The 25134-nt window shown below is 71.3% G+C and carries 19 protein-coding genes; 11 read left to right on the forward strand and 8 right to left on the reverse strand.

The features are described 5' to 3' along the window. Positions 1 to 111 precede the first annotated feature (111 nt). Together metG and ACT2CW_RS03940 are read right to left on the reverse strand one after the other, a co-directional pair. Positions 112 to 1845 (reverse strand): methionine--tRNA ligase, encoded by a 1734-nt coding sequence (metG, locus tag ACT2CW_RS03935; protein WP_164434559.1) that lies wholly within the window; start codon positions 1843 to 1845, stop codon positions 112 to 114. Positions 1846 to 2005: 160 nt separating this feature from the next. After that, positions 2006 to 3862: a VWA domain-containing protein gene (locus tag ACT2CW_RS03940; RefSeq protein ID WP_445515486.1), complete on the reverse strand. Its 1857-nt coding sequence runs from the start codon at positions 3860 to 3862 to the stop codon at positions 2006 to 2008. Between the two features lie 397 nt (positions 3863 to 4259). On the opposite strand from ACT2CW_RS03940, the gene ACT2CW_RS03945 reads away from it, so the two are divergent. Continuing rightward, entirely contained in the window at positions 4260 to 6335 is a 2076-nt protein-coding gene (locus ACT2CW_RS03945; RefSeq protein ID WP_445515487.1) for a PhoX family protein, read from the forward strand. A 31-nt stretch (positions 6336 to 6366) separates the two neighbouring features. Here ACT2CW_RS03945 and ligD read toward each other — a convergent pair whose 3' ends face one another. Next, on the reverse strand, positions 6367 to 7305 hold the full coding sequence (ligD, locus tag ACT2CW_RS03950) for a non-homologous end-joining DNA ligase (protein ID WP_445515488.1): 939 nt from the start codon (positions 7303 to 7305) through the stop codon (positions 6367 to 6369). A gap of 168 nt (positions 7306 to 7473) precedes the next feature. On the opposite strand from ligD, the gene ACT2CW_RS03955 reads away from it, so the two are divergent. Then, a complete protein-coding gene (locus tag ACT2CW_RS03955; RefSeq protein ID WP_445515680.1) occupies positions 7474 to 8511 on the forward strand; it encodes a LysR family transcriptional regulator in 1038 nt (345 codons plus the stop codon). A 15-nt stretch (positions 8512 to 8526) separates the two neighbouring features. On the opposite strand, the gene ACT2CW_RS03960 is transcribed toward ACT2CW_RS03955, so the two are convergent. Next, positions 8527 to 9597 carry an endonuclease/exonuclease/phosphatase family protein gene (locus ACT2CW_RS03960; RefSeq protein WP_445515489.1) on the reverse strand — a complete coding sequence of 357 codons (1071 nt, stop codon included), beginning with the start codon at positions 9595 to 9597 and terminating at the stop codon, positions 8527 to 8529. 168 nt (positions 9598 to 9765) lie between these two features. Between ACT2CW_RS03960 and ACT2CW_RS03965 the strand changes: the two genes are divergently transcribed. Continuing rightward, a complete protein-coding gene (locus ACT2CW_RS03965; RefSeq protein ID WP_445515490.1) occupies positions 9766 to 11016 on the forward strand; it encodes an alginate lyase family protein in 1251 nt (416 codons plus the stop codon). 495 nt (positions 11017 to 11511) lie between these two features. Here ACT2CW_RS03965 and ACT2CW_RS03970 read toward each other — a convergent pair whose 3' ends face one another. Then, positions 11512 to 13053: an ATP-dependent DNA ligase gene (locus tag ACT2CW_RS03970; protein ID WP_445515491.1), complete on the reverse strand. Its 1542-nt coding sequence runs from the start codon at positions 13051 to 13053 to the stop codon at positions 11512 to 11514. A 153-nt stretch (positions 13054 to 13206) separates the two neighbouring features. Continuing rightward, positions 13207 to 13677, reverse strand: a complete 471-nt coding sequence (locus tag ACT2CW_RS03975) for a DUF7144 family membrane protein (RefSeq protein WP_445515492.1) — start codon at positions 13675 to 13677, stop codon at positions 13207 to 13209. Between the two features lie 252 nt (positions 13678 to 13929). On the opposite strand from ACT2CW_RS03975, the gene ACT2CW_RS03980 reads away from it, so the two are divergent. The 8 genes from ACT2CW_RS03980 to ACT2CW_RS04015 all read left to right on the forward strand — a co-directional run bounded on the left by ACT2CW_RS03980 (position 13930) and on the right by ACT2CW_RS04015 (position 23626). Then, positions 13930 to 16686, forward strand: coding sequence for a SpoIIE family protein phosphatase (locus ACT2CW_RS03980; RefSeq protein WP_445515493.1), 2757 nt, complete (start codon positions 13930 to 13932; stop codon positions 16684 to 16686). Between the two features lie 240 nt (positions 16687 to 16926). Further along, positions 16927 to 18537 (forward strand): ATP-binding protein, encoded by a 1611-nt coding sequence (locus tag ACT2CW_RS03985; protein WP_445515494.1) that lies wholly within the window; start codon positions 16927 to 16929, stop codon positions 18535 to 18537. Between the two features lie 14 nt (positions 18538 to 18551). Continuing rightward, complete coding sequence (locus ACT2CW_RS03990; RefSeq protein ID WP_037961817.1) at positions 18552 to 18980, forward strand: roadblock/LC7 domain-containing protein; 429 nt, start codon at positions 18552 to 18554, stop codon at positions 18978 to 18980. Beyond that, complete coding sequence (locus ACT2CW_RS03995) at positions 18977 to 19336, forward strand: DUF742 domain-containing protein (protein WP_020869869.1); 360 nt, start codon at positions 18977 to 18979, stop codon at positions 19334 to 19336. The genes ACT2CW_RS03990 and ACT2CW_RS03995 overlap by 4 nt, the downstream gene beginning before the upstream one ends. After that, positions 19317 to 19961, forward strand: coding sequence for a GTP-binding protein (locus ACT2CW_RS04000; protein WP_182471876.1), 645 nt, complete (start codon positions 19317 to 19319; stop codon positions 19959 to 19961). The genes ACT2CW_RS03995 and ACT2CW_RS04000 overlap by 20 nt, the downstream gene beginning before the upstream one ends. Next, positions 19958 to 21256 (forward strand): cytochrome P450, encoded by a 1299-nt coding sequence (locus ACT2CW_RS04005; RefSeq protein ID WP_445515495.1) that lies wholly within the window; start codon positions 19958 to 19960, stop codon positions 21254 to 21256. The genes ACT2CW_RS04000 and ACT2CW_RS04005 overlap by 4 nt, the downstream gene beginning before the upstream one ends. A gap of 149 nt (positions 21257 to 21405) precedes the next feature. Continuing rightward, entirely contained in the window at positions 21406 to 22620 is a 1215-nt protein-coding gene (locus ACT2CW_RS04010; RefSeq protein ID WP_445515496.1) for a helix-turn-helix domain-containing protein, read from the forward strand. Between the two features lie 394 nt (positions 22621 to 23014). Next, positions 23015 to 23626, forward strand: coding sequence for a TetR-like C-terminal domain-containing protein (locus tag ACT2CW_RS04015; protein ID WP_138914727.1), 612 nt, complete (start codon positions 23015 to 23017; stop codon positions 23624 to 23626). Between the two features lie 113 nt (positions 23627 to 23739). Here the strand turns inward: ACT2CW_RS04015 and ACT2CW_RS04020 are convergent, their stop codons facing one another. Together ACT2CW_RS04020 and ACT2CW_RS04025 are read right to left on the reverse strand one after the other, a co-directional pair. Then, positions 23740 to 24450 carry a DUF305 domain-containing protein gene (locus ACT2CW_RS04020; RefSeq protein WP_182471874.1) on the reverse strand — a complete coding sequence of 237 codons (711 nt, stop codon included), beginning with the start codon at positions 24448 to 24450 and terminating at the stop codon, positions 23740 to 23742. Continuing rightward, the gene (locus tag ACT2CW_RS04025; RefSeq protein WP_445515497.1) at positions 24447 to 25115 is read right to left on the reverse strand and encodes a DUF3105 domain-containing protein; all 669 of its coding nucleotides are present in this window, start codon (positions 25113 to 25115) and stop codon (positions 24447 to 24449) included. Before ACT2CW_RS04025 ends, ACT2CW_RS04020 begins: the two co-directional genes overlap by 4 nt. Positions 25116 to 25134: the final 19 nt, after the last annotated feature.

Raw genomic sequence — 25134 nt, forward strand, 5'->3', positions numbered from 1 at the left:
GGGGCCCCGCCCCAGACCCCGGGGAGCAGGGGCGAAGCCCTTGGTAACGGGAAGGGGCGGGGAGGGGAACAGCTCGCCGCAGGCGTACGTGTACCGCCGGACCACCCTGGCCTAGGCGGCGCCGTTCTCGTTCTGCTCATCGCCGCCGAAGCGCTGCCGGAAGGCGTCCAGGTCCTCCTCGGTGATCTTCGCGAAGAGCACCGGGGGAACCGTGAAGGCCGTGCCCGCCGGGACCGACGCCAGCGCCTTCGCCTCCTCCTGGCCGACCCAGACCGCGGTGTCCTCGCCCAGCGCGAACGCCGACCGCATGGCCCGCGCCGAGGCCGGGATGAACGGCTCGGAGACGATCGCGTAGAGGTGGATGAGGTTCATCGCCGTACGGAGGGTGAGGGCCGCGGCCTCCTGGTCGGTCTTGATCTCCAGCCAGGGGGCCTTCTCCTCCAGGTAGGAGTTGCCCGCGCTCCACAGGGCCCGCAGCGCCGCCGCCGCCTTCCTGAACTGGAGCGCGTCCATGTGCTCCTCGTACTCCGCCAGCAGCCGCGCGATCTCCTCGCCCAGGCGCTCCTCCGCCGCCCCGGCGGCCTTCCCAGCCGGGACCTCGTCGCCGAACCGCTTGCGCGAGAAGGACAGTACGCGGTTGACGAAGTTGCCGAGGGTGTCGGCCAGGTCCTTGTTGACCGTGGCGGTGAAGTGCTCCCAGGTGAAGGAGGTGTCGTCGGACTCCGGGGCGTTCGCCATCAGGAAGTAGCGCCAGTAGTCGGCGGGCAGCACCTCGAGCGCGGCGTCGGTGAACACCCCGCGCTTGGCGGAGGTGGAGAACTTCCCGCCGTAGTACGTCAGCCAGTTGAACGCCTTGACGTAGTCGACCTTCTTCCAGACGTCCCGCGTGCCGAGGAGGGTGGCCGGGAACATCACCGTGTGGAACGGGACGTTGTCCTTGGCCATGAACTCCGTGTAGCGGACCGTCTGGTCCACGTCGTACCACCACGACTTCCAGTCGCGGTTCGCCGGGTCCTGGTCCGCCCACTCCTTCGTGGCTCCGATGTACTCGATCGGGGCGTCGAACCAGACGTAGAAGACCTTGCCCTCGGCCGCCAGCTCCGGCCAGGTGTCGGCCGGCACCGGCACGCCCCAGTCCAGGTCACGGGTGATCGCCCGGTCCTGGAGCCCCTCGTTCAGCCACTTGCGGGCGATCGAGGAGGCCAGCGTCGGCCAGTCCTTGCCGTGCTCGTCGACCCAGGCGGCGACCTCGTCCGCCAGTTTGGACTGGAGGAGGAAGAGGTGCTTGGTCTCCCGGACCTCCAGATCGCTGCTGCCGCTGATCGCGGAGCGGGCGTCGATCAGGTCGGTCGGGTCGAGCACGCGGGTGCAGTTCTCGCACTGGTCGCCGCGGGCCCGGTCGTAGCCGCAGTGCGGGCAGGTGCCCTCGATGTAGCGGTCGGGGAGGAAGCGGCCGTCGGCGTTGGAGTACACCTGGCGGATCGAGCGCTCCTCGATGAAGCCGTTCGCCTTGAGCTCACGCGCGATCGTCTGGGTGATCTGCACGTTCTGCGCGGAGGAGCTGCGGCCGAAGTAGTCGAAGGCCAGCCCGAAGCCGTCGTAGATCGCCTTCTGCGCGTCGTGCTGCTGGGCGCAGAACTCGTCGACCGGCAGCCCGGCCTCCTTGGCGGCCAGCTCGGCGGGGGTGCCGTGCTCATCGGTGGCGCAGATGTAGAGGACGTCATGGCCGCGCTGGCGCATATAGCGGGAGTAGACGTCGGCCGGGAGCATGGACCCCACCATGTTGCCCAGGTGCTTGATCCCGTTGATGTAGGGAAGGGCGCTGGTGATGAGGTGTCGAGCCATTGCAGGCTGCTCCCGAGTCGATACGGTAAGTGACTTTTCGTTCTGTTGAGCCGCCAATATCGTATCGGAGCGACGGGGGCCACCCGCGCGGCGTTTTTCTCCGCGGCGGATGGCCCCCGGGGCGGCGCCGGTGCGGCGCCCGGTCGGGTGGGGTCGCTCGTCAGCCCTGCTCGCGGGCGGCCAGCCAGCCCGGGAACTTCTTGAGCAGCTCCCGGTACAGCTCGGCGTCGGCGACCGTACGGGGGTCGAGCCCGGCGTGGAAGAAGCCGGTGTTGTCGACCGCCCGCTTCTCGGGGACGGCGAGGGCGGGCGAGGTGTCCAGCTTCCGCAGGAAGTCGAACCCCTTCGCCTCCGGGTCCCCGAACGCCACGAACTGCCAGAACAGCGGCAGCCCCGCCGCCTCGCACAGCGCCTTCTCGGCGGCGGTCTTGGTGGTCGGCGCGCCGTCCGTCTGGAAGATCACGAACGCGGGGTCGGTGGTGCCGGACGCCTTGTAGTGCTCGATGACGGCGTTGACGGCGGTGTGGTAGTTCGTCCGCCCCATGTGCCCGAGCGAGCCGTGCAGCTCCTCGATCCGGCCGGTGTGCCGGTCCAGCTCGAGGTCGGCGGTGCCGTCGATGTCGGTGGAGAAGAACACGACGGGCACGGTGCCGCTGGTGTCGAGCTGCGCGGACAGGGCGAGCGCCTGATCGGCGAGATGCTGGACGGTGCCGTCCTTGAAGTACCCCCGCATCGACCCGGACCGGTCCAGCACGAGGTAGACAACGGCCCGCTGCCCGCTCAGCCCACCCTCCTGAACGGCCTCCCCGGCCGCCCGGTACGCCCCAACGAGCCCAGGCGCCCGCGAGGTGAGGTCGGCGAGCGGGATGGCGGCCGAGGGCGCGTCGGCGGTGGCCGCGGTGGTGGTGAGTGCTTCGGCCTTGGCCGCGGCGGTTGCGGCCGCCACGGGCTCGGCTGCGGCCTCGGGCGCAGGGTCGGCCTCGGTCGTGGGCTCGGCGTCGGTCGTGGGCTCGGCGTCGGCCTCGGGCGTGGGCTCGGCCTCGGGCGCGGGGCCCACGGGCGCGGGCTCGGGCTGAGGGTCGGCCTCGGGCTCGCTCACGGCTGCGGGCTCGGTCTCCGCCTTGGCCGGTTCGTCGGCTGCGGGGGCGTCGGTGTCGCCAGCCTCTGTCTTCGCCTCGACGTCGACCTCCACCTCGGCGTCGGCGCTCGCCTCCGCCACCGGGGCCGCCGTGGTGTCGGCGTCGGCCTTGGGCTCGGCGGTCTCTGCTGCCGCCTCAGCTTCGGGCTCGGCCTTGGCCGTGGACTCGGGCGCCGCAGCGGGCTCCGGCGCGGGGTCCTCCGCAGCCTCGGCCTGGGGCGTCACCGGCGCTGCGGACTCGGCCTCGGGGGTGCTCGCGGCCGCGGGCTCGGCCTCCTCGTCGCCAGTCGCCGCCGCCCCGGCCTCAGCGGGCTTGTCGTCCGTCTTGGCTGCGGAGGTGGCTTCGTCGCCAGCCTCGCCAGCCGTCGCCTCTGCCGCCGCCTCAGGCGCGGTGGCGGGCTCCGCCTTCGCCTCGGCCGACGGTTCGACGTCGGCTGCGGGGGCCGTGGCGTCGTCATCGGCCGCGGTCGCGGTCATGGGCTGGGCGTCAGCGTCAGACGTGGCCGTGGCCTCCGTCTTGGTGGCGGGCGCTTCCTTCTCGTCGGTCGCTGCCGCTGCCGCAACCGGAGTCTCTTCGCCGGACGTCGACGTGTGCTCGTGCGCGGGGGACTTCAGGATCTCGTCGAGAGACTTCAGCGGGGCCGACAGGGCCGGGTCATGCCCGGATTCGTCGGTCTCGGAGTCCCGGGAGTCACCGGAGTCACCGGAGTCCGGGGCCGGGGTCTGGGCCGCGGTCTCCGCGTCCGTGTCCGTGTTCGCCTCCGTCGTCGGCCCGGGCTCCCGCTCAGCCTTCGGCTCAGACGCAAGCTCCGGCGCGGGCTCCGGCGCGGGCTCGCGCTTGGCGTCCGGCTCGGGCTTCTCCTCAGCCTTCGGGTCCACCGTCGGCTCCGCCGACTTCGGCTGGGGGTCCGGGACAACCGCCGCCTCCGGCGCAGCAGAAGAATCGTCCACCCCCGTGGTTCGGGAGCGGCCGAAAACTTTGCGCAGTAGGTCCCGTATGCCCATGGGAGATACCTCTCACGTGTCGAGTGCGGTGCATGGCGGTGCATGTCCGTGGTGCCGAAAGGCTAGCGGGCCGTTCGGCGGCCCTCTTCCGCCGATTCCGCTCGCGCTTCGTTCACCTCTGGTTCAGGCGTTCGTCGCCACCATGCGGTTCTACGCCCATAGCTTCGCCGCCAAAGGATCCCGACGTCATGTCGGCCCGGACCGCGTCGGCGTACTGCCCATGCGGGGCCCGGCGAAGCCCATACGTGAAAACCCTTACGGAGGGGAAGACGTGCGCAACCTCCTGCCGCTCATCAGCTCACACCCGGGCGGTCGTTCCGCACTGACGTGCCGGTACCGCTGTGGCGACGCCTGCCTTCACGAGACGCCGAACACCAGCGACAACGCCTACGTGGGCGATGTCATCGCCGGTGCCGCCTCGCGCCGTGCCCTGCTGCGGGCCGGTGCCGTGGTGACCGTGGCCGCCGCGACCGGTGCGGTGGCGGTGGAGCGGGCGCCGCGGGCGTCCGCCGCGACGGGCGGTGCCGCCGCGGAGCAGACGGCCGCGGCGAAGAGCAAGGCCGCCCGCGGCCTCCGCTTCGCACCGGTCGCCCCCAACACGAAGGACACCGTGGTCGTCGCCGACGGCCACGACCAGAACGTGGTGATCCGCTGGGGCGACCCGATCCTGCGCGGCGCGCCCGCGTTCGACCCGGACAAGCAGAGCGCCAAGGCCCAGGCGGGCCAGTTCGGCTACAACAACGACTACATGGCGGTCCTGGACGTCCCCGGCGAGCGCGACCATCAGCTGCTCGTGGTCAACCATGAGTACACCGACGAGGTGCTGATGTTCTCGGGTTACGACCCGGAGAACCCCACCCGCGAGCAGGCCGAGATCGGCTGGGCCGCGCACGGCCTGTCCGTGGTCGTGACGGCCGAGGAGCGCGGTCTCGGCCGGCTCACCGCGCTGTCCCGCCACCGCCTCAACCGCCGTATCACCGCGACCACCCCGTTCGAGGTCACCGGCCCGGCGGCGGGCAGCGAGCTGCTGCGCACCTCCGCGGACCCGACCGGCAAGCGGATCCTCGGCACGCTGAACAACTGCGGCGGCGGCATCACGCCGTGGGGCACGGTGCTCTCCGGCGAGGAGAACTTCAACCAGTACTTCGCCAATGGCGGTTCGGTCACCGATCCGGCCACCGCGGCCCGCCTCAAGCGCTACGGCATCACCGGCGCCGCCTCCGAGCGCAAGTGGGAACGGTTCGACGACCGTTTCGACGTGGCCAAGGAGCCGAACGAGACCAACCGCTTCGGCTGGGTGATCGAGATCGACCCGTTCGACCCCGAGTCCACCCCGCGCAAGCTCACCGCGCTGGGCCGCTTCAAGCACGAGGCCGCCGAGCCCAGGCTGACCACCGACGGCCGTCCGGTCCTCTACATGGGCGACGACGAGAAGTTCGACTACTTCTACAAGTTCGTCTCCGCCAAGCGGATGATGAAGGGCAACAGCCGCATCGCCCGCGAGCACAACCGCACGCTGCTGGACGAGGGCACGCTCTACGTCGCCAAGTTCACCGGTGACAGCCCGTCAGCCGAGATCGACGGCTCCGGAAAGCTGCCCAAGGACGGCGAGTTCGACGGCGCCGGTGAGTGGATCCCGCTGGCCTGCGGCGACCGCTCCTTCGTGGAGGGCATGACCGCCGAGGAGGTCTACGTCTTCACGCGTATCGCCGCCGACAAGGCGGGCGCGACGAAGATGGACCGCCCCGAGGACGTGGAGCCGAGCCCGCGCACCGGCCGGGTCTACATCGCGCTGACCAACAACACCGACCGCGGCAAGGAGGGCAAGGCCCCCGCCGACGAGGCGAACCCGCGCAACGGCAACAAGCACGGCCAGATCCTGGAGCTGACCGAGCGCTGGAACAACGCGGGCTCCACCCGCTTCAACTGGCGGCTGTTCCTGGTCTGCGGCGACCCCGAGGACCCGAGCACCTACTTCGGCGGCTTCCCCAAGGACCAGGTCAGCCCGATCTCCTGCCCGGACAACATCACCTTCGACGCGTACGGCAATCTGTGGATCTCCACGGACGGCAACGCGCTCGGCAACCACGACGGGCTGTTCGGCGTGGCCACGGCGGGCAGCCGCCGCGGTGAGGTCAAGCAGTTCCTGACGGTGCCGAATGGCGCCGAGACCTGCGGGCCGATCGTGCAGGACCGGCGGGTGCTGGTGGCCGTGCAGCACCCGGGCGAGATCGACGGCGCGAGCGTGGAGAAGCCCGCGTCCACCTGGCCCGACGGCCCGGGCAAGCTGACCCGGCCGTCCGTGATCAGCGTCTGGCGTCGCGACGGCGGCGACATCGGAGCGTAAGGCGCCTGAGCGGCTGAGGCGCCTCAGGCGCTCAGCCCTCGCCCTCCGCGAGCCGCTTCAGCCGCTCGCGGGGGCCGCGCAGCGAACGGCCCCTGGTGTCCGTACGGGCCCAGGGGTCGTCCGCGAGCCGTTCGCCGACCGTCCGCAGCGTCCAGCGGTCGGCCCTCAGCTCCGGGTCGTCCAGCTCCCCCGCGTCGATGGGCGTGGCCACGGGCGCTCCCGGCTTGGCGCGCACCCCGTACGGGCTGACGGCGGTCTGGGCGTAGGCGTTGCGCTGGGTGTCCAGGTAGAGCCGGCCGCGCCGGTTGGCCTTGCGCGGCTCGGTGGTGAGCCGGTCGGGGTGGCGGGCGGCCAGCAGATCGGCGGTGTCGCGGGCGAAGGACCGCACGGTGTCGAAGTCGGCGCGGCGGTCCAGCGGGACGATGACGTGCAGCCCGCGCGAACCGGTGGTCATCAGCAGCCCCGGCAGCCCGAGCTCGCCGAGCAGTCCGCAGCAGCGGCGGGCCGTCCAGCGCACCTCCTCGAAACCGGACTCACCCGACGAGGGCGGATCGAGGTCGAAGACCAGCCGGTCGGGGTGGTCGGGCCGGTCGGCCCGGGAGAGCCAGCGGTGCGGGGTGACGCACGCCTGGTCGGCGAGGTAGAGGAGGGTCGCGGTGTCGTCGCAGACCACATGGGTGACCTCACCGCCCTCCTTGGGGAGCACGGCGCGCCGCACCCAGTCCGGAAAGTAGTCGGGTGCGTTCTTCTGCATCAGCGGCTTGCCGCCGATTCCGTCCGGATGGCGTTCCATCATCAAAGGGCGGCCGCGCAACTGCGGAATGATGCGCCGGGAGACCGAGCGGTAGTACTCGACGAGGTCCCACTTCGTGATCCCGTCGTCGGGGAACAGCTCCTTTTCCGGCCGGCTGACCCGTACGGTGTGGCCCCCGGTCCTGACGTTCCGCGCATCGGTCCGCTTCTCGCTCATATCGGACCCGGGTAACCCCATGGATCGCTGACTAAACTCTGGAGTCAGGAAAACGGGAGAAGTTGAAAAGCGGGGGAAATCATGGTGAGACCAGGTTCGCTCGGCCCGCCGACGACGGATCGGCGCGGCCGCTGGGTGCAGAGCCCGCTCGCGCTGATGGACACCACCATGGACCAGTTGCGCACCCTGATCATGGTCCATGAGGCCGGTACGGCGCTCGGCGCGGCACGGATTCTGGGTCGTGAACAGTCCAGTGTGCAAAAGCAGATCGACACCATGAACCGGAACTTTCGCGAGCTTTGCGGCGAACCCCTCATACTCAAGCAGGGGCGGGGCAAGGATGTGCTGTTCACCGGCACCGGAGAAGCCCTGGTCGAATTGGCGCGCGGAACTCTCGGCGACTGGCTGGACGGCATCCATGAGTCACGGCGCCGCCTGGGAAAAACGCTGATGGTGGGCACCACCCGATTTACCCTCAGCTATCTGGCGGGTGCCGGGGAGCGGGTGGCCGAGGACTTCCGGCAGCGCGCTATCGAGCTCAAGGTCGGCCATGTGCGCACCCGGGACGTACTGGCCAAGCTGCGCGCCAAGGATGTGGACCTGGTGTGCGGCTCCGTGGTGACCCGGCCCGAGGGTGACGACGAGCTGGCCGCCTTCGATGTGATGGAGTGGCGGCGCAGCGGGGTCTCGCTGCTGACCAACCTCTCCGAGTCCGAGCTGCCCGGCCCCACCGCCCCGACCAGCGCGCTGCGCACCCTGCCGCTGGTGGTCTCGGCGAGCGGGCTGATGGCCGGGGTGCTGCACACCTGGTTCGGCGGCGACTACCGCGGCAAGCTGCGCATCGCGGCCGAGATCGACACCGTCAACTACGGCTTCGAACTGCTGCGCTCGGGGCTGCTGCGCGGCTGCATGCTGGTCACCAAGGGGGTCGCGGACGCGGCGGGCGATCCGAGGGTGGCGTACGGACGCGGGCTGCGCGCCGTCGAGCTGGTCAATGACACCGGGCCCCGGCTGGAGGTGCTGCTGGGCGCGTTCACCCGGCGCGGGGAGCGCGCGTCCTATGACCCGGCCCATCCGCTCAATCTGCTCTGGGACGCGCTCGCGCGGGAGAACGCGCGCTGGCAGCGGGAGCGGCGCTGGCCCACGGCGGGTCTTGAGCCCGATCCGTTCGAGCTGGCCAACTCCTACGACCCGAGCGAGAGCTGAGCCCCCGGTCGGGATTCAGCTCTGCGGCCCGTACAGGTCCAGCTCCACCAGCAGCGCCCGGTGGTCGGTGTGCGGCAGCTCAAGGAACCGGGCCGTGCGCGGCCGCAGTGCCCGGCTGACCAGGACGTGGTCGATCTGCGCCCCCAGGAGCGGGGTCGTGGCGCTCGGCCAGCTGGGTGTGCGGGGCACCCCGGCGGCCCGTGCGCCGTCCCGCAGCCCGGTGTCCAGCACGGCCCGGAAGGCGGCGTGGTCCTGGGTGGCGTTGAAGTCGCCCGCGATCAGGGTGGGTTCCTCGCCCCGCCCGTCCGCGTAGGCCCGCAGCCGCCCGAGCTCGGTGCGCCAGAGGTCCACCTGCCCCGGCATCGGCGGCATGGGATGGGCGACCTGCATCCGCAGCCGCTGCCCCGCGACCCGGACGACCGCGCCCGGCATCCGCAGCGTTCCGCGCACCCCCTCGGCCCGGGTCAGCGGATGGCGGCTGAGGATCGCCGAGCCCGCGGCGGCGCTGTCGCCGAGGGCGACGCTCCGGTACGGGTAGGCCCCGCGGACGGCGGCCGAGTCCAGCGCCGCGGCGCACCGCGTATCGCACTCCTGCACCGCGACCAGGTCCGGCCGCTCCCGGCGCAGCGCGCTCAGCAGCCCCTCCCTGGCCTGGCCGAACTCGAGGTTCGCGGTCATCACCCGCAGCCGGGCGAGGACTGGTCCGTGCGGCTCGGCGTCCGAGGGCGGGGAGCCGCCGTCGTACGGCTGGATGAACCATCCGGTGGCCGCCGCTGCCGCCAGCGCCCAGCCGCACCCCAGCGGCCAGCGCGCAGCCGTGCCGAGCAGCAGCCCGATCGCCGCCGGGATCAGCAGCCAGGGCAGGAAGGCGAGCAGCTGCGGTATGGGGGTGATGCCGTCGGTGTCCATGGCCCGGCATAGCACCACCGCGCTGACCACGGCCAGGGGCGGTATCGCGCACCAGGCCGCCCACCGCCGGGCCCGTCCGCCGGGGAGCCGTAGCAGCCGGGCGGCGGCCCGGGCCCCGCGCGGTGCCCGTGGGCGGCCGGGGCCTGCGGCTTGGTCCTCCGCGACTGTCGTCTCCACGCTGGGCCTCTCGATCGGGGCGGTGGGCGCACATTCTCCTATGAACGGAAGGTCTAGACCTTGACGTGTTCATGAGCTAACTTCCCGGAGCACCACAGGAGTTCATGTCGGCATCCGTTGTTCACGCATACGAACATCTACGAACTCACCGTCAGGAGAGCCGCCCCCATGCGCACCAGAGCCCTGTATCTCGCCCTCGCCACAGCGCTGGCCGCGCTGTTCGCGGGCATCCTCAGCGGCCCGGCCACGGCCGGGCAGACCCAGCGGTCCACCGCGGCCGAGGCCACCACCGGAACGGCGCCCAAGGCAAGCCCCAAGGCAAGCCCCAAGGCCGCCTTCACCCACCCCGGCGTCCTCGTCAGCCGCGCCCAGCTCGACTTCGTCCGCTCCAAGGTGAACGCGGGCGCCCAGCCCTGGAAGGGCGCGTACGACGCGATGCTGGCGAGCCCGTACGCCTCGCTTTCGCGCACCCCCAAGCCCCGCGCGGTCGTCGAATGCGGTCCGTACTCCGACCCCAACATCGGCTGCACCGACGAGCGCCAGGACGCGCTCGCCGCCTACTCGCTCTCGCTGGCCTGGTACATCACCCGCGACAGCCGCTACGCCGACAAGGCCATCCAGATCATGGACGCCTGGTCGGCCACCATCAAGGACCACACCAACAGCAACGCCCCGCTCCAGACCGGCTGGGCCGGATCCTCCTGGCCCCGCGCGGCCGAGATCATCCGCTACACCTACGACGGCTGGTCCGCCGCCTCGATCGACCGCTTCAAGACCATGCTGCGCACCGTCTACCTCCCGAAGGTCATCGGCGGCTCGAACTCCAACGGCAACTGGGAGCTGGTGATGACGGAGGCCGCCGCCGGCATCTCCGTCTTCCTGGACGACCGGACCAGCTACGACAAGGCGATCGCGAAGTACCGCGGCCGCGTCCCCGCGTATGTCTACCTGGAGTCCGACGGCTCGCTGCCCAAGACCGCGCCGGGCAGCGGCCTCGACACCCGCGACAAGATCATCAAGTACTGGCAGGGCCAGTCGACCTTCGTCACCGGGCTCACCCAGGAGACCTGCCGCGACTTCACCCACACCGGATACGGCATCGCCTCCATCGCGCATGTCGCCGAGACCAGCCGCATCCAGGGCCAGGACCTCTACCCCGAGGTGGGCGAGCGGCTGCGGCAGGCGCTGGGCTTCCAGTCGAAGTACGAGCTGGGCGAGGCCCCGCCGTCCTGGCTGTGCGGCGGCAGCGTCAAGCGCGGCCTCGGGCCGATTACCGAGGTCGGCTACAACGCCCTGCACAATCGGCTCGGCATCGCGATGGCCAACACCCAGAAGCTCACGGAGCGGCAGCGGCCGGCGGGCACGAACAGTCTCTTCCTGGGCTGGGAAACCCTGACCCACGGAGACAACCCGTCCTGACCCCAGCCCAATCCGGGGCCGACCCCGGCCCGGCCGCGGCCCGACCCCGGCCCGGACGTGGACCGACCCCGGCCCGGACGTGGACCGATCCCGGCCCGGACGTGGACCGATCCCGGCCCGGCCGCGGCCCGGCCTTGGCCCGGCCTCGGACCGATCCCGGCCCGGCCGCGGCCCGGCCTTGGCCCGGCCTCGGACCGATCCCGGCCCGGCCGCGGGCCGCCCCCGGCCCGATCCCGGCCCCGGCCCGCCCCTGGCTCGGCCGCGGACCGGCCCTGGGCCGCCCCGCGGCCTGGGGGCCGGGGCCCCGGGGGCCCGGCGACTTTCCCCTCCCCGCCCCTTCCCGATACCAGGGGCTTCGCCCCTGGACCCCGGGGTCTGGGGCGGGGCTCCGCACGCGGCGGAGCCGCATATCGTCAGGTGTCGGGAAGGGGTGGGGAGGGGAACAGCCCGCCGCAGGCGTCAAGGTCCGGCCGCCGCCCCCGCCGAGGCCCCCGCTCACCCGCCGCCGCGCAGCGCCAGCACCGTCTCCACCGTGTCCGCCTCATCCGCCGCCTTGTCCCCCCGATAGCGCAGCACCCGCGCAAACCGCAGCGTGACGCCCGCCGGATAGCGGGACGAGCGCTGGAGCCCGTCGAAGGCCACCTCCACCACCAGCTCCGGCCGCACCCGCACCACCCAGCCGTCGTCGCTGACCGCGATCCCCAGCAGCGCCTCCGTCTGCCACTCCAGCATCACGTCGGTCAGCCCCTTGAACGTCTTGCCCAGCATCACGTACGTGCCGTCCGGCGCCCGCGCGCCCAGATGGAGGTTGGACAGCTTGCCGGTGCGGCGGCCGTGCCCCCACTCCGCCGCCAGCACCACCAGATCCAGCGTGTGCACCGGCTTGACCTTCAGCCAGGACGCCCCGCGCCGGCCCGCGCCGTACGGCGCCTCAAGACCCTTGACCAGCACCCCCTCATGCCCCCGGGCCAGCACGTCCGCGGCGAATTCCCGTGCCGCCCGCCGGGTTTCCGGATCCGCCGGGTCCTCGGCCACCAGCCGCCGGACCCGCCGCGGCCCGGGGGTGATCCGGGCCAGTTCGGCATGGCGCTCATGGGTCGGCAGGTCGAGCAGATCGCGGTCGTCCACCACGAGCAGATCGAAGAAGACGGGGGACAGCGGCAGCGCGACCGACGCCCCGGCCACATCGAGCCGTGAGCCGACCCGGCCGGAGGTCTCCTGGAACGGCCGGGGCCGCCCCTCCGCGTCCAGCAGGATCACCTCGCCGTCGAGGATCGCCCGGTCCACCGCCAGCTCCCGCGCCGCCGTGACCACCTCCGGCAGCCGCTCGGTGATCTCGTCGAGGGTGCGGGTGTAGATCCGTACCTCCTCGCCGTCCCGGTGGACCTGCACCCGGATCCCGTCCAGCTTCTCCTCGACCGCGCACGCCCCCAGCCGGTCCATGGCCTCGTCGAGGTCCTTGGCGGTCTGCGCCAGCATCGGCAGCACCGGCCGCCCCACCTCGAGCCGGAAGTCGGCCAGCGCCTCCGGGCCGCGCGCCAGCAGCGCCTCGGCCACCGCGCCCAGCGAACCGCCGAGCATCACCGCCCGCCGCACCTCGGCGGCCGGTGCGCCGACCGCCTCGGCGAGCCCCTCCACGGCCAGCCCCTCCAGCGCCCCCTGCCGCAGCTCCCCGCCGATCAGGCCGAGCAGAAAGCCCTGCTCCTCCTTGGTCGCGGCGGACAGCAACTCGCCCACCAGCCGCTTGCGGGCCGCCGTCGCACCGGTGCCGGAGACCGCCGCGACCCGGCTCAGGGCCTCGTCCACATCGAGCACCGCGAGCGTCGGCTCGGCGGCGGGTTCCCGCCGGTGGCGCAGGGTGGACCAGCCCACTCCGGTGCGGCGCTGGGGGAGCTTGCCCGCGAGGTAGGTGATCACCACGGCCGCCTCGGCCGGTTCCGTGCGCCGGAACAGCCGGGCCAGTGCGGCGATCTTCTCCGAGCGGGCGGAGGTGGCCGCGACCTGGCGGGAGGTCAGCGCGACATCAGCCAGCAGCATGGCTCCAGCCTGCCCCGCGCCCTGCCCGGAAGCCAGGCATCCCTGCCCGGAAGCCAGGCATCCCTGCCCGGAAGCCAGGCATCCCTGCCGGGAAACCAGGCATCCTTGCCGGGAAACCAGGCATCCTTGCCGGGAAACCAGGCATCGTGTCCCTCAGGCGGTGCGTCCCGCCTCGGGCCCTCCCATCTCCGCGCGTCCCGCGCCGCCACGGCTCGGCCCGGCGCACAGCGCCCAGATCACCAGGGCGTCGACGATGAGCAGCACCGTGGCCCAGACCGGGTAGTACGGCAGCCACAGGAAGTTGGCGACCAGCGCGAGACCGGCCAGCACCACACCCGCGACGCGGGCCCACATCGCACCGGTGAACACCGCGAACCCCGCGACCACCACGGCGATGCCAAGGGCCAGGTGGACCCAGCCCCATCCGGCCAGGTCGAACTGGAAGATATAGCTCTGCGTGACCAGGAAGACCCGGTCGGTCCGGATGGCCGAGATGCCCTGGAGCAGGTTCATCAGCCCACCGAAGATCATCATGACCCCCGCGAAGACGAGCCATCCGCTCACCGCCCGGTGCATATGGCCCGGAGCGGCCCCTGTCTGAACTCCACCGGCGTGACTGGCCATGTCGGGCTCCTTCGTCCGGCGCGATCGGCGCCGCCACGACACCGATTCGCGGCAATTAGGGTGAATTACCCTTTTCTTAGATTTGCATATACCCCCGCCTTCGGCACCTCGCCCACCGCGAGTTCGCCGTGGACGCGCGGCGGATTCGCCAGGAGAGCGGAAAGTCACGCATCATATGCGAAACGTGATGGCCGCCTGGCTGCCGGAGGCGGAGATTCGCCTTCCAGGAATTCCCGGTGTAGATGTATGTGTATGGCCCGTTTTATGGGTCGATCGTGGGCTGCCCGCATGTTCCCCGGTCGGCGCCCACGGAGTCGGCGGCGGGAACGCCCGGAGGTGGCGGGCCGGCGCTTTCGATCGTGGCTGAACGTGCGGAGCGTCGCCGGGCAGGTCTTCATCCTTCAGCTCGTGATCGTGCTGCTGCTCGGCGCGGCGGCCACCATCGCCCTGGTGCTCCAGGTGCGGCACGACGCCACCGACGAGGCCCGCGGCCGGTCCGTCGCGGTCGCCGAGGCGTTCGCCAACTCCCCCGGCATCGTCCAGGCCCTGCACAGCCCCAACCCCACCAAGGTGCTCCAGCCGAAGGCCGAGGCCGTCCGGAAGAGATCCGGGCTCGACTTCGTCGTGGTCACGAACGACAAGGGCATCCGGTACACCCACCCCAAGCTCAACCGGATCGGCAAGCACTACGTCGGCAACATCGAACCGGCGCTGCACGGGCACACCACCGTCGATACCGGCCCCGGCACACTGGGCGAGGCGATGGACGCCGTGGCGCCCATCTTCGACCGCAACCACAAGGTCGTCGGCCTGGTCGGCGCGGGGATCACGATCAAGAAGGTGAGCGGGCTCGCCAACCGCCAGCTGCCGCTCCTCGTCGGCGCCGTCTCCGCCTCACTCGTGCTCGCCACTGGCGGCACCGCGCTGGTGAGCAAGCGGCTGCGGCGGCAGACCCGTGGCCTGGACCCGATCGAGATGACCCGGATGTACGAGCACCATGACGCGGTGCTGCACTCGGTGCGCGAGGGTGTGCTGATCGTCGGCGACGACGGGCGGCTGGTGCTCGCCAACGACGAGGCGTCCCGGCTGCTCGACCTGCCACCGCGGCCGGAGGGGCGGCTGGTCGACGACCTGGGCCTGGAGCCCCATGTCGCCGACGTCCTGGCCTCCGGGCGCGATGTCACCGACGAGGTGCTGGTGGCCGGCGACCGGCTGCTGGCCATCAACAACCGGCTGACCGACCGCGCCGGGGGACCGCCCGGCAGCGTCGCCACCCTGCGGGACTCCACCGAGCTGCGCGCCCTCTCCGGCCGCGCCGAAGTGGCCCAGAAGCGGCTCAAGCTGCTGTATGACGCGAGTGTGGAGATCGGCACCACGCTCGATGTGAGCCGTACCGCCGAGGAGCTGGCGCAGGTGGCGGTGGACCGCTTCGCCGACTTCGTCACGGTCGACCTGGCGGAGCCCGTGGCGCGCGGCGATGAGCCGCTGGTCGTCGGCGGTGTCGAGATGTGCCGGTCGGCGGTCCACGGCATCCGGCCCAACCACCCCTTCTATCCGGTCGGCCGGGTGTTCGCGTTCGTCCCGTCCTCGCCCCAGGCGTTCGGGCTGAGCGGGGGCGAGCCGGTCGTGGAGGCCGATCTCTCCGAGGCCACCGGCTGGCAGGCCCAGGACCCCGAGCAGACCGCCAAGGTCATCGAGTACGGCGTCCGGTCGCTGGTCACCGTGCCGCTGCGGGCCCGGGGCGTACTGCTGGGCGTGGTCAACTTCTGGCGGATGAAGCAGCGCGAGCCCTTCGAGCAGGAAGAGGTGTCCCTCGCCGAGGAGCTCGCCTCGCACGCCGCGGTCTGCATCGACAACGCCCGCCGCTACACCCGCGAGCACACCATGGCGGTGACCCTCCAGCACAGCCTGCTGCCCCGCGCCCTGCCCAGCCAGAGCGCCCTGGACGTGGCCTTCCGCTATCTGCCGGCGGAGTCGGGGGTCGGCGGCGACTGGTTCGACGTCATCCCGCTGCCGGGGGCGCGGGTGGCGCTGGTGGTGGGGGATGTGGTGGGGCACGGTCTGCACGCGGCGGCGACGATGGGGCGGCTGCGGACGGCGGTGCACAACTTCTCCACGCTCGACCTGCCGCCCGATGAGATCCTCTCCCACCTGGATGATCTGATCGCCCGGATCGACCAGGACGAGGGCCCTGGCGGGCCGAACGGCGACGGCAGCGGTGGCGGGGGCGGCAGCGAGGGCATCACCGGGGCGACATGTCTGTACGCGATCTACGATCCGGTGACGCGGCGCTGCACGATGGCGCGGGCCGGTCATCCGCCGCCCGCGCTGGTGCGTCCGGACGGCTCGGTGGAGTTCCTCGATCTGCCCGCGGGGCCGCCGCTCGGCCTGGGCGGGCTGCCGTTCGAGACCGCCGAGGCCGAGCTGGCCCCGGGAAGCCATCTCGTCCTCTATACGGACGGGCTCATCGAGGACCGCCGCCGGGAGATCGACACCGGTCTTGAGATGCTGCGCCGCGCCCTGTCCCACCCCGCCCGGACCCCCGACCAGATCTGCACCGAGGTGCTGGACGCGCTGCTGCCCAGCAATCCGAGCGATGACATCGCCCTGATCGCCGCCCGGACCCGGGTCGTGGGCGCCGACCGCGTGGCCTCCTGGGAGGTGCCGTCCGACCCCGCCGCGGTGTCCGGGGTGCGCGCCGAGGTCATGCGGAAGCTGGCGGAGTGGGGGCTGGACGAGGCCGCGTTCACCGCCGAGCTGGTGCTCAGCGAGCTGATCACCAACGCCATCCGGCACGCCACCGGCCCGATCCGGGTGCAGGTGCTCCGCGACCGCGCGCTGATCTGCGAGGTCTCCGACTCCAGCAGCACCTCTCCGCATCTGCGGTACGCGGCGACGATGGACGAGGGCGGCCGGGGGCTGTTCCTGGTCGCCCAGTTCGCCGAGCGCTGGGGCACCCGCTACACCTCGGACGGCAAGGTCATCTGGGCCGAGCTGGCGATTCCGTAACGCCGCCGGGCGGGCCGACGGCGGCGGCGTCCAAGCCGGGGTCCAAGCCGGCGTCAATGGCAGCGTCATATGCGTCCGGAACATGACGCTGCGCGGCGCCCCGATTTGACGGATCGTCATGATCCAGGTGCTGAGAGGGCCAGGTCAAACTGACGTGACTCTACTAACATGTGGCGCCCACGGCTTGATGTCCGCGTGGTCCAGCCGAAAACCCTCAACGCGCCCATGAGGACCTGATAGATGTCAGCACACATATCCAGCCATCCGTACAAAGGGCCCTCGGTGACGCGCGGGACCCTGACCGTCCCCCTGCTGGCAGTCGTCGTCGCCGCTGGAGCGGGGCTGTGGTTGACCACTGCGGTGCCATCCGCCCAGCGCACCTTCGTCGCCGTCTTCTGCGGCGCCGCCGCCGTACTGCTGGGGGCGGCGCTCGCGGTCGCCGCCAACCGCTCGCGGACCATCGACCGTCTCCAGGAGCGGGTCACCTCGCTGGAGACCGCGGCCGCCGCGCAGGAGATCGAGGCCACCCGGCTCGCCGAGGAAACGATTCCCTCAGCGGTCCGGCAACTGCGCGAGGGCGGCTCGGTGGAAACCGTGGTCTCCCGCATGGAGCGCCCCACCAGCCGGGCCCATCAGTATCTGCTGCGGACCCTGCTGCGCGAGATCGGCGACGGTGAGCGGATGCGCGCCTCCGCGATGGCCGCGTGCGCCAACGCCGCGGGCCGCGTCCAGGCGCTGGCCACCAGCATGCTGGCCGACCTCCGCGAGATGGAGAACCGCCACGACGAGACCGTCCTCGGCGATCTGCTGAAGCTGGACCACACCACCGCCCAGGCGGGCCGGATCGCGGACAGTATCGCGGTGCTGACCGGTGCCCGCTCCGGGCGCCGCTGGACCAAGCCGATCGTCATGGAGTCCGTGCTGCGCGGCGCGATCGGCCGGATCAGCGCCTTCCAGCGGGTGCGGGTCCACTCGACCAGCAACGCCGCGGTGGCCGGTTACGCGGCAGAGGGCGTCATGCACGCACTCGCCGAGCTGATGGACAACGCCGCCAGCTTCTCGCCTCCCACCGAGGAGGTGCATGTGTACGTCGAGGAGACGCACGCGGGCGTCGTGGTGACCGTCGAGGACGGTGGCCTGGTGATGGGCCCGGCCGCCCTGGACCGCGCCCAGAAGGCCGTCTCCTCCGAGAGCCTGGACCTGATGACGCTGTCCGGCACCCGGCTGGGTCTCGCGGTCGTCGGCTGTCTGGCCCGCAAGCACGGGCTCACCGTCTCCTTCCGGCCGTCCGCGCGGGGCGGCACCGGTGTCGTCGTCCTGATTCCGCAGCAGCTGGTCACGCACATCAACCAGGACGCCGTCGTCCTCGACACGCCGGGCACCGTCCGCACCGGGGTCCCCCGGCAGACGTCCGCCACGTCCGCCACGTCCACTGCCACGAGCGCGTCCACCGCCACGGTCGCGCCCGCCCCGACCGCGTCCGCCCCGGCCGCCGCGCCGTCCACGTCGCCGGAGACCGCCCCGTCCCCGTCCCCGTCTCCCTCCCCCTCACCGTCGTCCGCGCCGGAGCCCTCCGAGCAGCCCTCGCGGGTCAACGGACTGCCCAAGCGGCGCCGTGGCGAGACGCTGGCCGCCGCCACCCGCGCGGCCGCCCGGTCGGCCGAGACGGAACCCAGGCCCAAGGCCGGCCGTCCACGCCCCGAGGAAGCCGGAGCCCGCTTCGGCGCCTTCCGCCAGGCGGCCCGCGGTGGATCCGCCGCAGGTGCGCCGTGTGACACCGAACCTTCGGTATCCGCAGATCACACCGAGACCGCCGAGTCCGCCGAGCCTGCCGAGAACGACAAGCCGTGACAGAAGGAACGCAGATGAACACCACCGACCGCAGCTTGGACTGGCTGTTGGAGAACCTGCTGGAAAAGACCCCGGGTTCGCGCCACGCCCTGGTGCTGTCACGGGACGGTCTCAAGCTCTGCCTCTCCTCCGGGTTGTCCGTTGACCAGGCCGATCAGCTGGCGGCCATCGCGTCGGGCATCCAGAGCCTCGCCCATGGCGCGTCCGTCGAGTTCGGCGACGGAAGCGGCGGCGTACGGCAGTCGATGACGGAGTTCCACGGGGGAATTCTGTTCATCGTCGAGGCCGGCGAAGGCGCCCATCTCGCCGTGGTGGCCCATGACGACGCCGATGTCGGCATCATCGGCCACAACATGAACGAGCTCGTCGAGCAGATCGGCGACCATCTGCGGGCCGCTCCGCGGGTGGAAGCCGGCGGCAGCGGTGGCGGGGCGAAGGCATGATCCGAGGTCCGCTGGACAAGGAGGGCCCGGACCGGCTGTACACCGTCACCGGCGGCCGCAGCCGGGCCGACGAGAGCCGGTTCGACATGGTCACGCTGATCGTCAGCGAAAGCGACCCCACCCCCGGGATGCAGTCCGAGCACGTCAAGATCCTGCGGATGTGCCGCCGCCCGCTGTCGGTCGTGGAGATCTCCTCGTATCTGGAACTGCCCGTCAGCGTGGTCAAGATCCTGCTGTGCGATCTGCTGGACACCGGCCGGATCACCGCGCGCCATCCGCATGCGGCCCGCCCCGGTGGCCGGCTGCCCGGGCCCGAAACCCTGAAGAAGGTGCTCGTTGCACTCCAGAATCTCTGAGACCACCGTGAGCACCGCGCTCCCCGGCGGCGCCGGACACGCCCCGCTGCGGGAGAGCGCGAGCAACGGTCTGAAGATCGTGATCGTCGGCGGGTTCGGTGTCGGCAAGACGACGATGGTGCAGTCCGTGAGCGAGATCCGCCCGCTCAGCACCGAGGAGACGATGACGCAGGCGGGCGTCGGCATCGACGACGCCTCGTTCGTGCGCCAGAAGACCACCACCACGGTGGCCTTCGACTTCGGCCGGATCAGCCTGGACGAGCAGATGGTGCTCTATCTGTTCGGCGCCCCGGGCCAGGAGCGGTTCTGGTTCCTGTGGGACCGGCTGTTCGCCGGGACCCTGGGCGCGGTCGTCCTGGTGGACACCAACCGGCTCTCCGACTCCTGGTACGCGCTGGACCGGCTGGAGCACCACGGCACCCCGTTCATCGTGGCCCGCAACAACTTCACCGAGCCGCAGCACACGCTGGAGGAGGTGCGGGAGGCCCTCGACCTCCCGCCCGAGGTGCCGATGATCGAATGCGACGCCCGCAAGCGCGACTCCAGCAAGGCCGTACTGGTCGCGCTCGCCCGCCACCTCTACTCCCTGTCCACCAACGGCTCCGCCGGGGAGACCACCGCGTGACCACCCCTGACCCCACGTCCCCGCTGGACGCCCCGCCCGGCGCCCCGCCCGAGCCCGTCTTCCCGTCGGCCCCCGCGCCGCCCGAGGGCGTGGTGCCCCCCGGGTCGGTGCCGCTGGACTACCAGCGGTTCCGGGATGAGCCGGAGCAGCTCTACCGCGAGCTGCTCCGGGACCACGGCCCGGTCGTGCCCATCCTGCTGGACGGCACGATCCCCGTCTGGACGGTGCTCGGCTACCGCGAGGTGGTCCGGGTCACCACCGACCCCAATCTGTACGCCCGCGACTCCCGCCGCTGGCACTCCTGGCATCTGGTGCCGCCCGACTGGGAGCTGACCACCTTCGTCGGCTACCGCCCGACCATGCTCTTCAGCGAGGGCGCCGACCACCAGCGACGGTCCGAGGCGATCTGCGACGGCCTGGCGGCGGTGGACCAGTTCGAGCTGCGCGCGGGGTGCGAGCGCGTCGCCGACCAGCTGATCGACACCTTCGCGGGCAGCGGCCGGGCCGATCTGGTGGCCGAGTACGCCAGCCAGATCCCGCTGCGGGTGGTGACCCGGCTCTACGGCCTGGACGACACCGAATCCGCCGCCATCCAGGACGATTCGCTCCACCTCACCGGGAACGACGCCCCCATCGCGCTACAGAAGATGCAGACCCGGATGGAGACGCTGATCAAACGCGTCCGGGAGAACCCCGACCAGGTCAACGTCGCCGCCCATCTGGTGTCCCACCGCGCCGGGCTCACCGACGACGAGATCATCAACGATCTGCTCGGCTCCATCTACGCCGTCCAGCAGCCCACCAGCGACCTGATCGGCAACGCCCTCCGGCTGATGCTGACGGACGAACGGTTCGCCATCACCCTCTCCGGCGGCCGCCGCAGCGTCGGCCAGGCGCTCAACGAGGTGCTGTGGGAGGACACCCCGGTCCCGTTCTGGATCGGCCGCTGGGCCGCCGATGACACCATGCTCGGCGGCCGCCGCATCCGTAAGGGCGACTGCCTGATGCTGGGCCTCGCCGCGGCCAACGCCGACCCCGACGTCCGCCCGGACTTCCACTCCGGCGCCGGCGGCAACCAGGCCCATATGGCCTTCAGCCACGGCAAACACGGCTGCCCCCCGGCCGCCCGCGAAGTCGCCGAGGTCATCGCCACCGCCGCCATCGAGGTCCTCCTCGACCGCCTCCCGGACGTCACCCTCTCCGTCCCCGCGGACGAACTCGAATGGCGCGTCACCCTGATGATGCGCGGCGTGGCCGCCCTCCCCGTCGAATTCACCCCGACCCACCTGCACTGACCGTCTCGTCCCTGGCCTCGTCCCCCGGTGGTTGCCGTACGACCGGGGGACGAAAGGGGCATCCGGTTTTCCCCTATGGCGCGCGCGAGGGCGTAGCGTGGAAGCCACATCCGCCTGATACCTGATGGTGAGTTGGGGGGACCGGGGCCATGAGCTGTGAGGACGAGCGGGGGCTCGGGGACCGGATCGCTCGGTTCCGGGTCCGGCGCAAGCTCACTCAGGAGCGGCTCGCCGAACGGGCGGAGCTGTCCGTGGACGTGGTGCGCAAGCTGGAACAGGGTCAGCGGCAGACGGCCCGGCTCTCGACGATCAACGCCCTCGCCCGCGCACTCGATGTGGAACCGTCCGTACTGATCGGTCAGCCGACCACCTTCGAGGCCCGCCAGGAGGGCGACTCGCCGTCCGTGCTCGCGCTGCGGCAGGCCGTCTCCCCGCTGACCGAACTCCTCGGCGAGGACGCCGACCCCGAGGCCCCGCCCACCGTCGGCGCGCTGCGCGCCGCGTTACGGTCCACCGAACGCATCCGCCGCGAGGGCCGGATGGCCGACATCGGCGTCCTGCTGCCCCAACTCATCCGGGACGCCAGGACGGCGGCACACGCCCACAGCGGCACCGACGCCGCCGCGGCCCATGCGGTGCTCGCCGAGGCGTATCAGGTGGCGGCCACCACGCTGGCCGCACTGGGCAAGGAGGATGCCGGGTTCACGGCGCTGGAGCGCTCCATGGAGGCCGCCCGGCGGTCGGACGATCCGCACCTCGAGACCATGGGCGTCTCCACGTTGTCGTGGATCCTGACCAAGCAGGGGCGGCTGGAGGACGCCGAACGTGTCGCCCTGACCGCCGCCGAGCGGATCGAGCCCGGATTCCGGTCCCGGCCCATCGAACTGTCCCTGTGGGGAATCCTGCTGCTGCGTGCGGCGACCGCGGCCGTGCGACGCGGCAAGCACGACGCCGTGGACGAACTGCTCAACATGGCGACGGCCGCCGCCTCCCGCATCGGAGAGGACCGCCTCGACTACGCCACACCGTTCGGCCCGACCAATGTCGGTGTCGCCAAGGTCAACTTCCTGGTGGAGATGGAGCGCGGCGCGAAGGCGTTGACCGCGGCCCGTGCCGTTCCCGAACTCCACCGGCTGCCCCCGACGTGGCGCGCCCGCTTCCATGTCGACCGCGCCCTGGCCTGTGTTGACCTCGGGAAGGACGACAGCGCCCTTCGCGCCCTCCTGACCGCGGAGGGCGACGCACCGGAGTGGATGCGCTACCACGGAACGGCCCGGCGGGTGGTGGCCGAACTACGCGGCCGCGAGCGCCGCCGCACCTCCCCCGTGACCGAACTGGCGGACCGGCTCAACCTGGACGGGTAGGACGAGACGTCCCACCCGTCCGGCAATCCGGCACCGGCTGAACGCCGAGGGCGGCCTGCCGATCTACGGCAGCCGCGTGCACATCACGCCTGACGGGGTGTGTCACTTCACGCGCGGCAAGTGGTCGGCTTCGTACGGCTGATCTCACCCGACCGCCCCGCCCTGAGGACCATGAGCGAGAAGGGGAGCGTGCTGGACCTTCCTTCCCCTCGTGAGGAAGGTCCGGCAAACTCTGCGCCACGTTGGCCTAATGCGCTGTCGCGAGCATTAAGTAACGGGTGTCACACTAGCGAGGGGCGTGTACGCCGTGCAATGGGTTACCGGGCGTTCGGCGCCCGGAGGGCGTGAAGATCTGGTGCTCACGAGGGTGGAGGGGCCGTAGAGTCGGCGCGTCATGACAGAGCGACCACCGCATGGGTCGGCTCGCCCCGGGGGGCGTACGGCCCGGACTCGGGCCGCCGTGTTGGCGGCCGCGTACGAGGAGCTCGACCGCGACTCGTTCGCCGCGCTCACCCTCGATCGGCTCGCGCGGCGGTCGGGGGTGCATGTGTCGACCATCCGGCGGCGCTGGCGCACGGTGGAGGGGGTGGTCGTCGATCTGCTGGCCGAGCGCAGTTCGACGCTGCCCACTCCGGACACCGGTGACTTCCGGCGGGATCTGATGGAACTCACCCAGGCCATCGCGGACTTCAACAACGCCCTGCGCAACCGCAATGTCATGCAGGGGCTGATCGCGGCAGCCGCGCATGACACCAGGGTCGAGGAGATCCTCCGTAACGCGTTCGTGCGGCGAACCGAGGAGGTGATCCTGATCGTGCGGAACGCGGTGGAGCGGGGGGACATCCCCGAGGGCACCGACGGGTGGGAGGTCATCGCCTCACTGGGGGCGCCGCTTTACTACCGGGTGCTCATCCTGCGCGGGTCCATCGACGAGCGGCTGGTGCACACCACCGTCGAGGTCACGTATCAGGCGGCCCGGTCCGGGGTGTTCGTGCGGAAGGGGTGATGGCGCCCCGGAAGGGGTGATGGCGCCCCGCGGCCCCTGGAGCGGGCCCCGTGGGGCCTCGTGGGGCCCCGTGGGTCGTGGCCTCGTGGGGCGAGGGGCGCCATCGGCGGGTGTCAGGAGGACGCGCCGCGTGCCTTGAGCATGTCGGCCATCAGCTGGATCTCCGACTGCTGGCCCTGGACCATCGTCTGGGCCAGGTGCTTCTCGGTCGAGTCCTTGACCAGCTCGACCGCGCCCTTCGCCATCTCGACGCCGCCCTTGTGATGGGCGGTCATCAGCTTCAGGTAGAGCACCTCCGCCGCCTTGCCCTTGGCCTTGCGCAACTCGTCGAGCTGGGTGTTGGTGGCCATGCCCGGCATGAGCGAGCCGTCGTGCGGCTTGTACGTGGAGCCCATGCCCTTCATCGAGCCGTGGTCCATGCCCTCCATGTCGTCCGACGACATGTGCTTCATCCATGTCATCGGCGGGTCCTCGGACGTCTTGTCCAGCCCCCACATGTCCAGCCAGCCCTGCAACATCCCGGCCTGGGTGGCCTGGGTGCTGGCGATGTCGAACGCCAGCCGCCGCACCTCGTCGTCGCTCGTGCGGTCGCGCACGATGAACGACATCTCCACCGCCTGCTGATGGTGGACGGACATGTCGCGGGCGAAACCGGCCTCGGCCGAGGTGTCCTTCGGCGTCCCCGTGTCGGTCGAGCCCTCCGAGCGGTCGCTCGTCAGCCACAGCACCGCCACCGCCACCAGCGTCAGCAGGGCGAGGGCGGCGGCGATCCCCGCCACCAGCGGTTGGCGGGAGGCGCGGCCGACGGCGGTCCCTTCGCTCACGAAGTCTTCCCGTTGGTGCAGTAGGCGCCGGGCTCGGGCGTCTGCTTGCCCTGGACGAACTTCTTGAAGAAGTCGGCCACCCGCGGGTCGTCCGCCTTCTGGATGTCGAGCTGATTGCCCCAGGCGTTGAGGACGATCGGCGCGTCCTGCTCCTGGTAGGGGCTCATCAACGAGTACGGGGTCTTCTTGACCCGCGCCGAGAGGGCGGCGACGTCCTCCTTCGACGCCTTGTCGGTGTACGTCACCCACACCGCGCCGTGCTCCAGCGAGTGCACCGCGTTCTCCTTGGTCAGCGGCTTGGTGTAGACATCGCCGTTGCAGTTCTGCCAGACCTGGTTGTGGTTTCCGCCGACCGGCGGCGACATCGCGTACCTCACCGTGCCCTGGACATGCGTCCGGCCCAGGTTCTTCCAGGTCTTCATGCCCTTGAACTCACCGGTCTTCACGACCGACGAGGTGACCTTGGCCTCCTTCTTCTCCTTCTTGTCGCTCGCGTCGACGAGGAAGTAGCCCCCGACCGCCAGCCCGGCGACGATCACCGTGACCGAGGTGATGGTGATGATCCGGTACCGGCGCTCGCGCGCCTTCTCGGCGCGGCGCAACTCCTCTATCTTCGCGCGGCGGTCGGCCGCCGCGCCCTTCGTCTTCGATCCCTTGGAGCCCATGGCTGTCCTCAACCTCGCA

The organism is Streptomyces sp. NEAU-174 (assembly GCF_052665095.1).

What these genes read in the sequence shown, in the direction of transcription:
- metG (WP_164434559.1), bottom strand. Translation starts at nt 1,845, where the DNA reads ATGGCTCGACACCTCATCACCAGCGCCCTTCCCTACATCAACGGGATC.
- ligD (WP_445515488.1), bottom strand. Translation starts at nt 7,305, where the DNA reads ATGAGCGAGAAGCGGACCGATGCGCGGAACGTCAGGACCGGGGGCCAC.
- ACT2CW_RS03955 (WP_445515680.1), top strand. Translation starts at nt 7,474, where the DNA reads ATGGACCAGTTGCGCACCCTGATCATGGTCCATGAGGCCGGTACGGCG.
- ACT2CW_RS03965 (WP_445515490.1), top strand. Translation starts at nt 9,766, where the DNA reads ATGCGCACCAGAGCCCTGTATCTCGCCCTCGCCACAGCGCTGGCCGCG.
- ACT2CW_RS03970 (WP_445515491.1), bottom strand. Translation starts at nt 13,053, where the DNA reads ATGCTGCTGGCTGATGTCGCGCTGACCTCCCGCCAGGTCGCGGCCACC.
- ACT2CW_RS03975 (WP_445515492.1), bottom strand. Translation starts at nt 13,677, where the DNA reads ATGGCCAGTCACGCCGGTGGAGTTCAGACAGGGGCCGCTCCGGGCCAT.
- ACT2CW_RS03980 (WP_445515493.1), top strand. Translation starts at nt 13,930, where the DNA reads ATGGCCCGTTTTATGGGTCGATCGTGGGCTGCCCGCATGTTCCCCGGT.
- ACT2CW_RS03985 (WP_445515494.1), top strand. Translation starts at nt 16,927, where the DNA reads ATGTCAGCACACATATCCAGCCATCCGTACAAAGGGCCCTCGGTGACG.
- ACT2CW_RS03990 (WP_037961817.1), top strand. Translation starts at nt 18,552, where the DNA reads ATGAACACCACCGACCGCAGCTTGGACTGGCTGTTGGAGAACCTGCTG.
- ACT2CW_RS03995 (WP_020869869.1), top strand. Translation starts at nt 18,977, where the DNA reads ATGATCCGAGGTCCGCTGGACAAGGAGGGCCCGGACCGGCTGTACACC.
- ACT2CW_RS04010 (WP_445515496.1), top strand. Translation starts at nt 21,406, where the DNA reads ATGAGCTGTGAGGACGAGCGGGGGCTCGGGGACCGGATCGCTCGGTTC.
- ACT2CW_RS04015 (WP_138914727.1), top strand. Translation starts at nt 23,015, where the DNA reads ATGACAGAGCGACCACCGCATGGGTCGGCTCGCCCCGGGGGGCGTACG.
- ACT2CW_RS04025 (WP_445515497.1), bottom strand. Translation starts at nt 25,115, where the DNA reads ATGGGCTCCAAGGGATCGAAGACGAAGGGCGCGGCGGCCGACCGCCGC.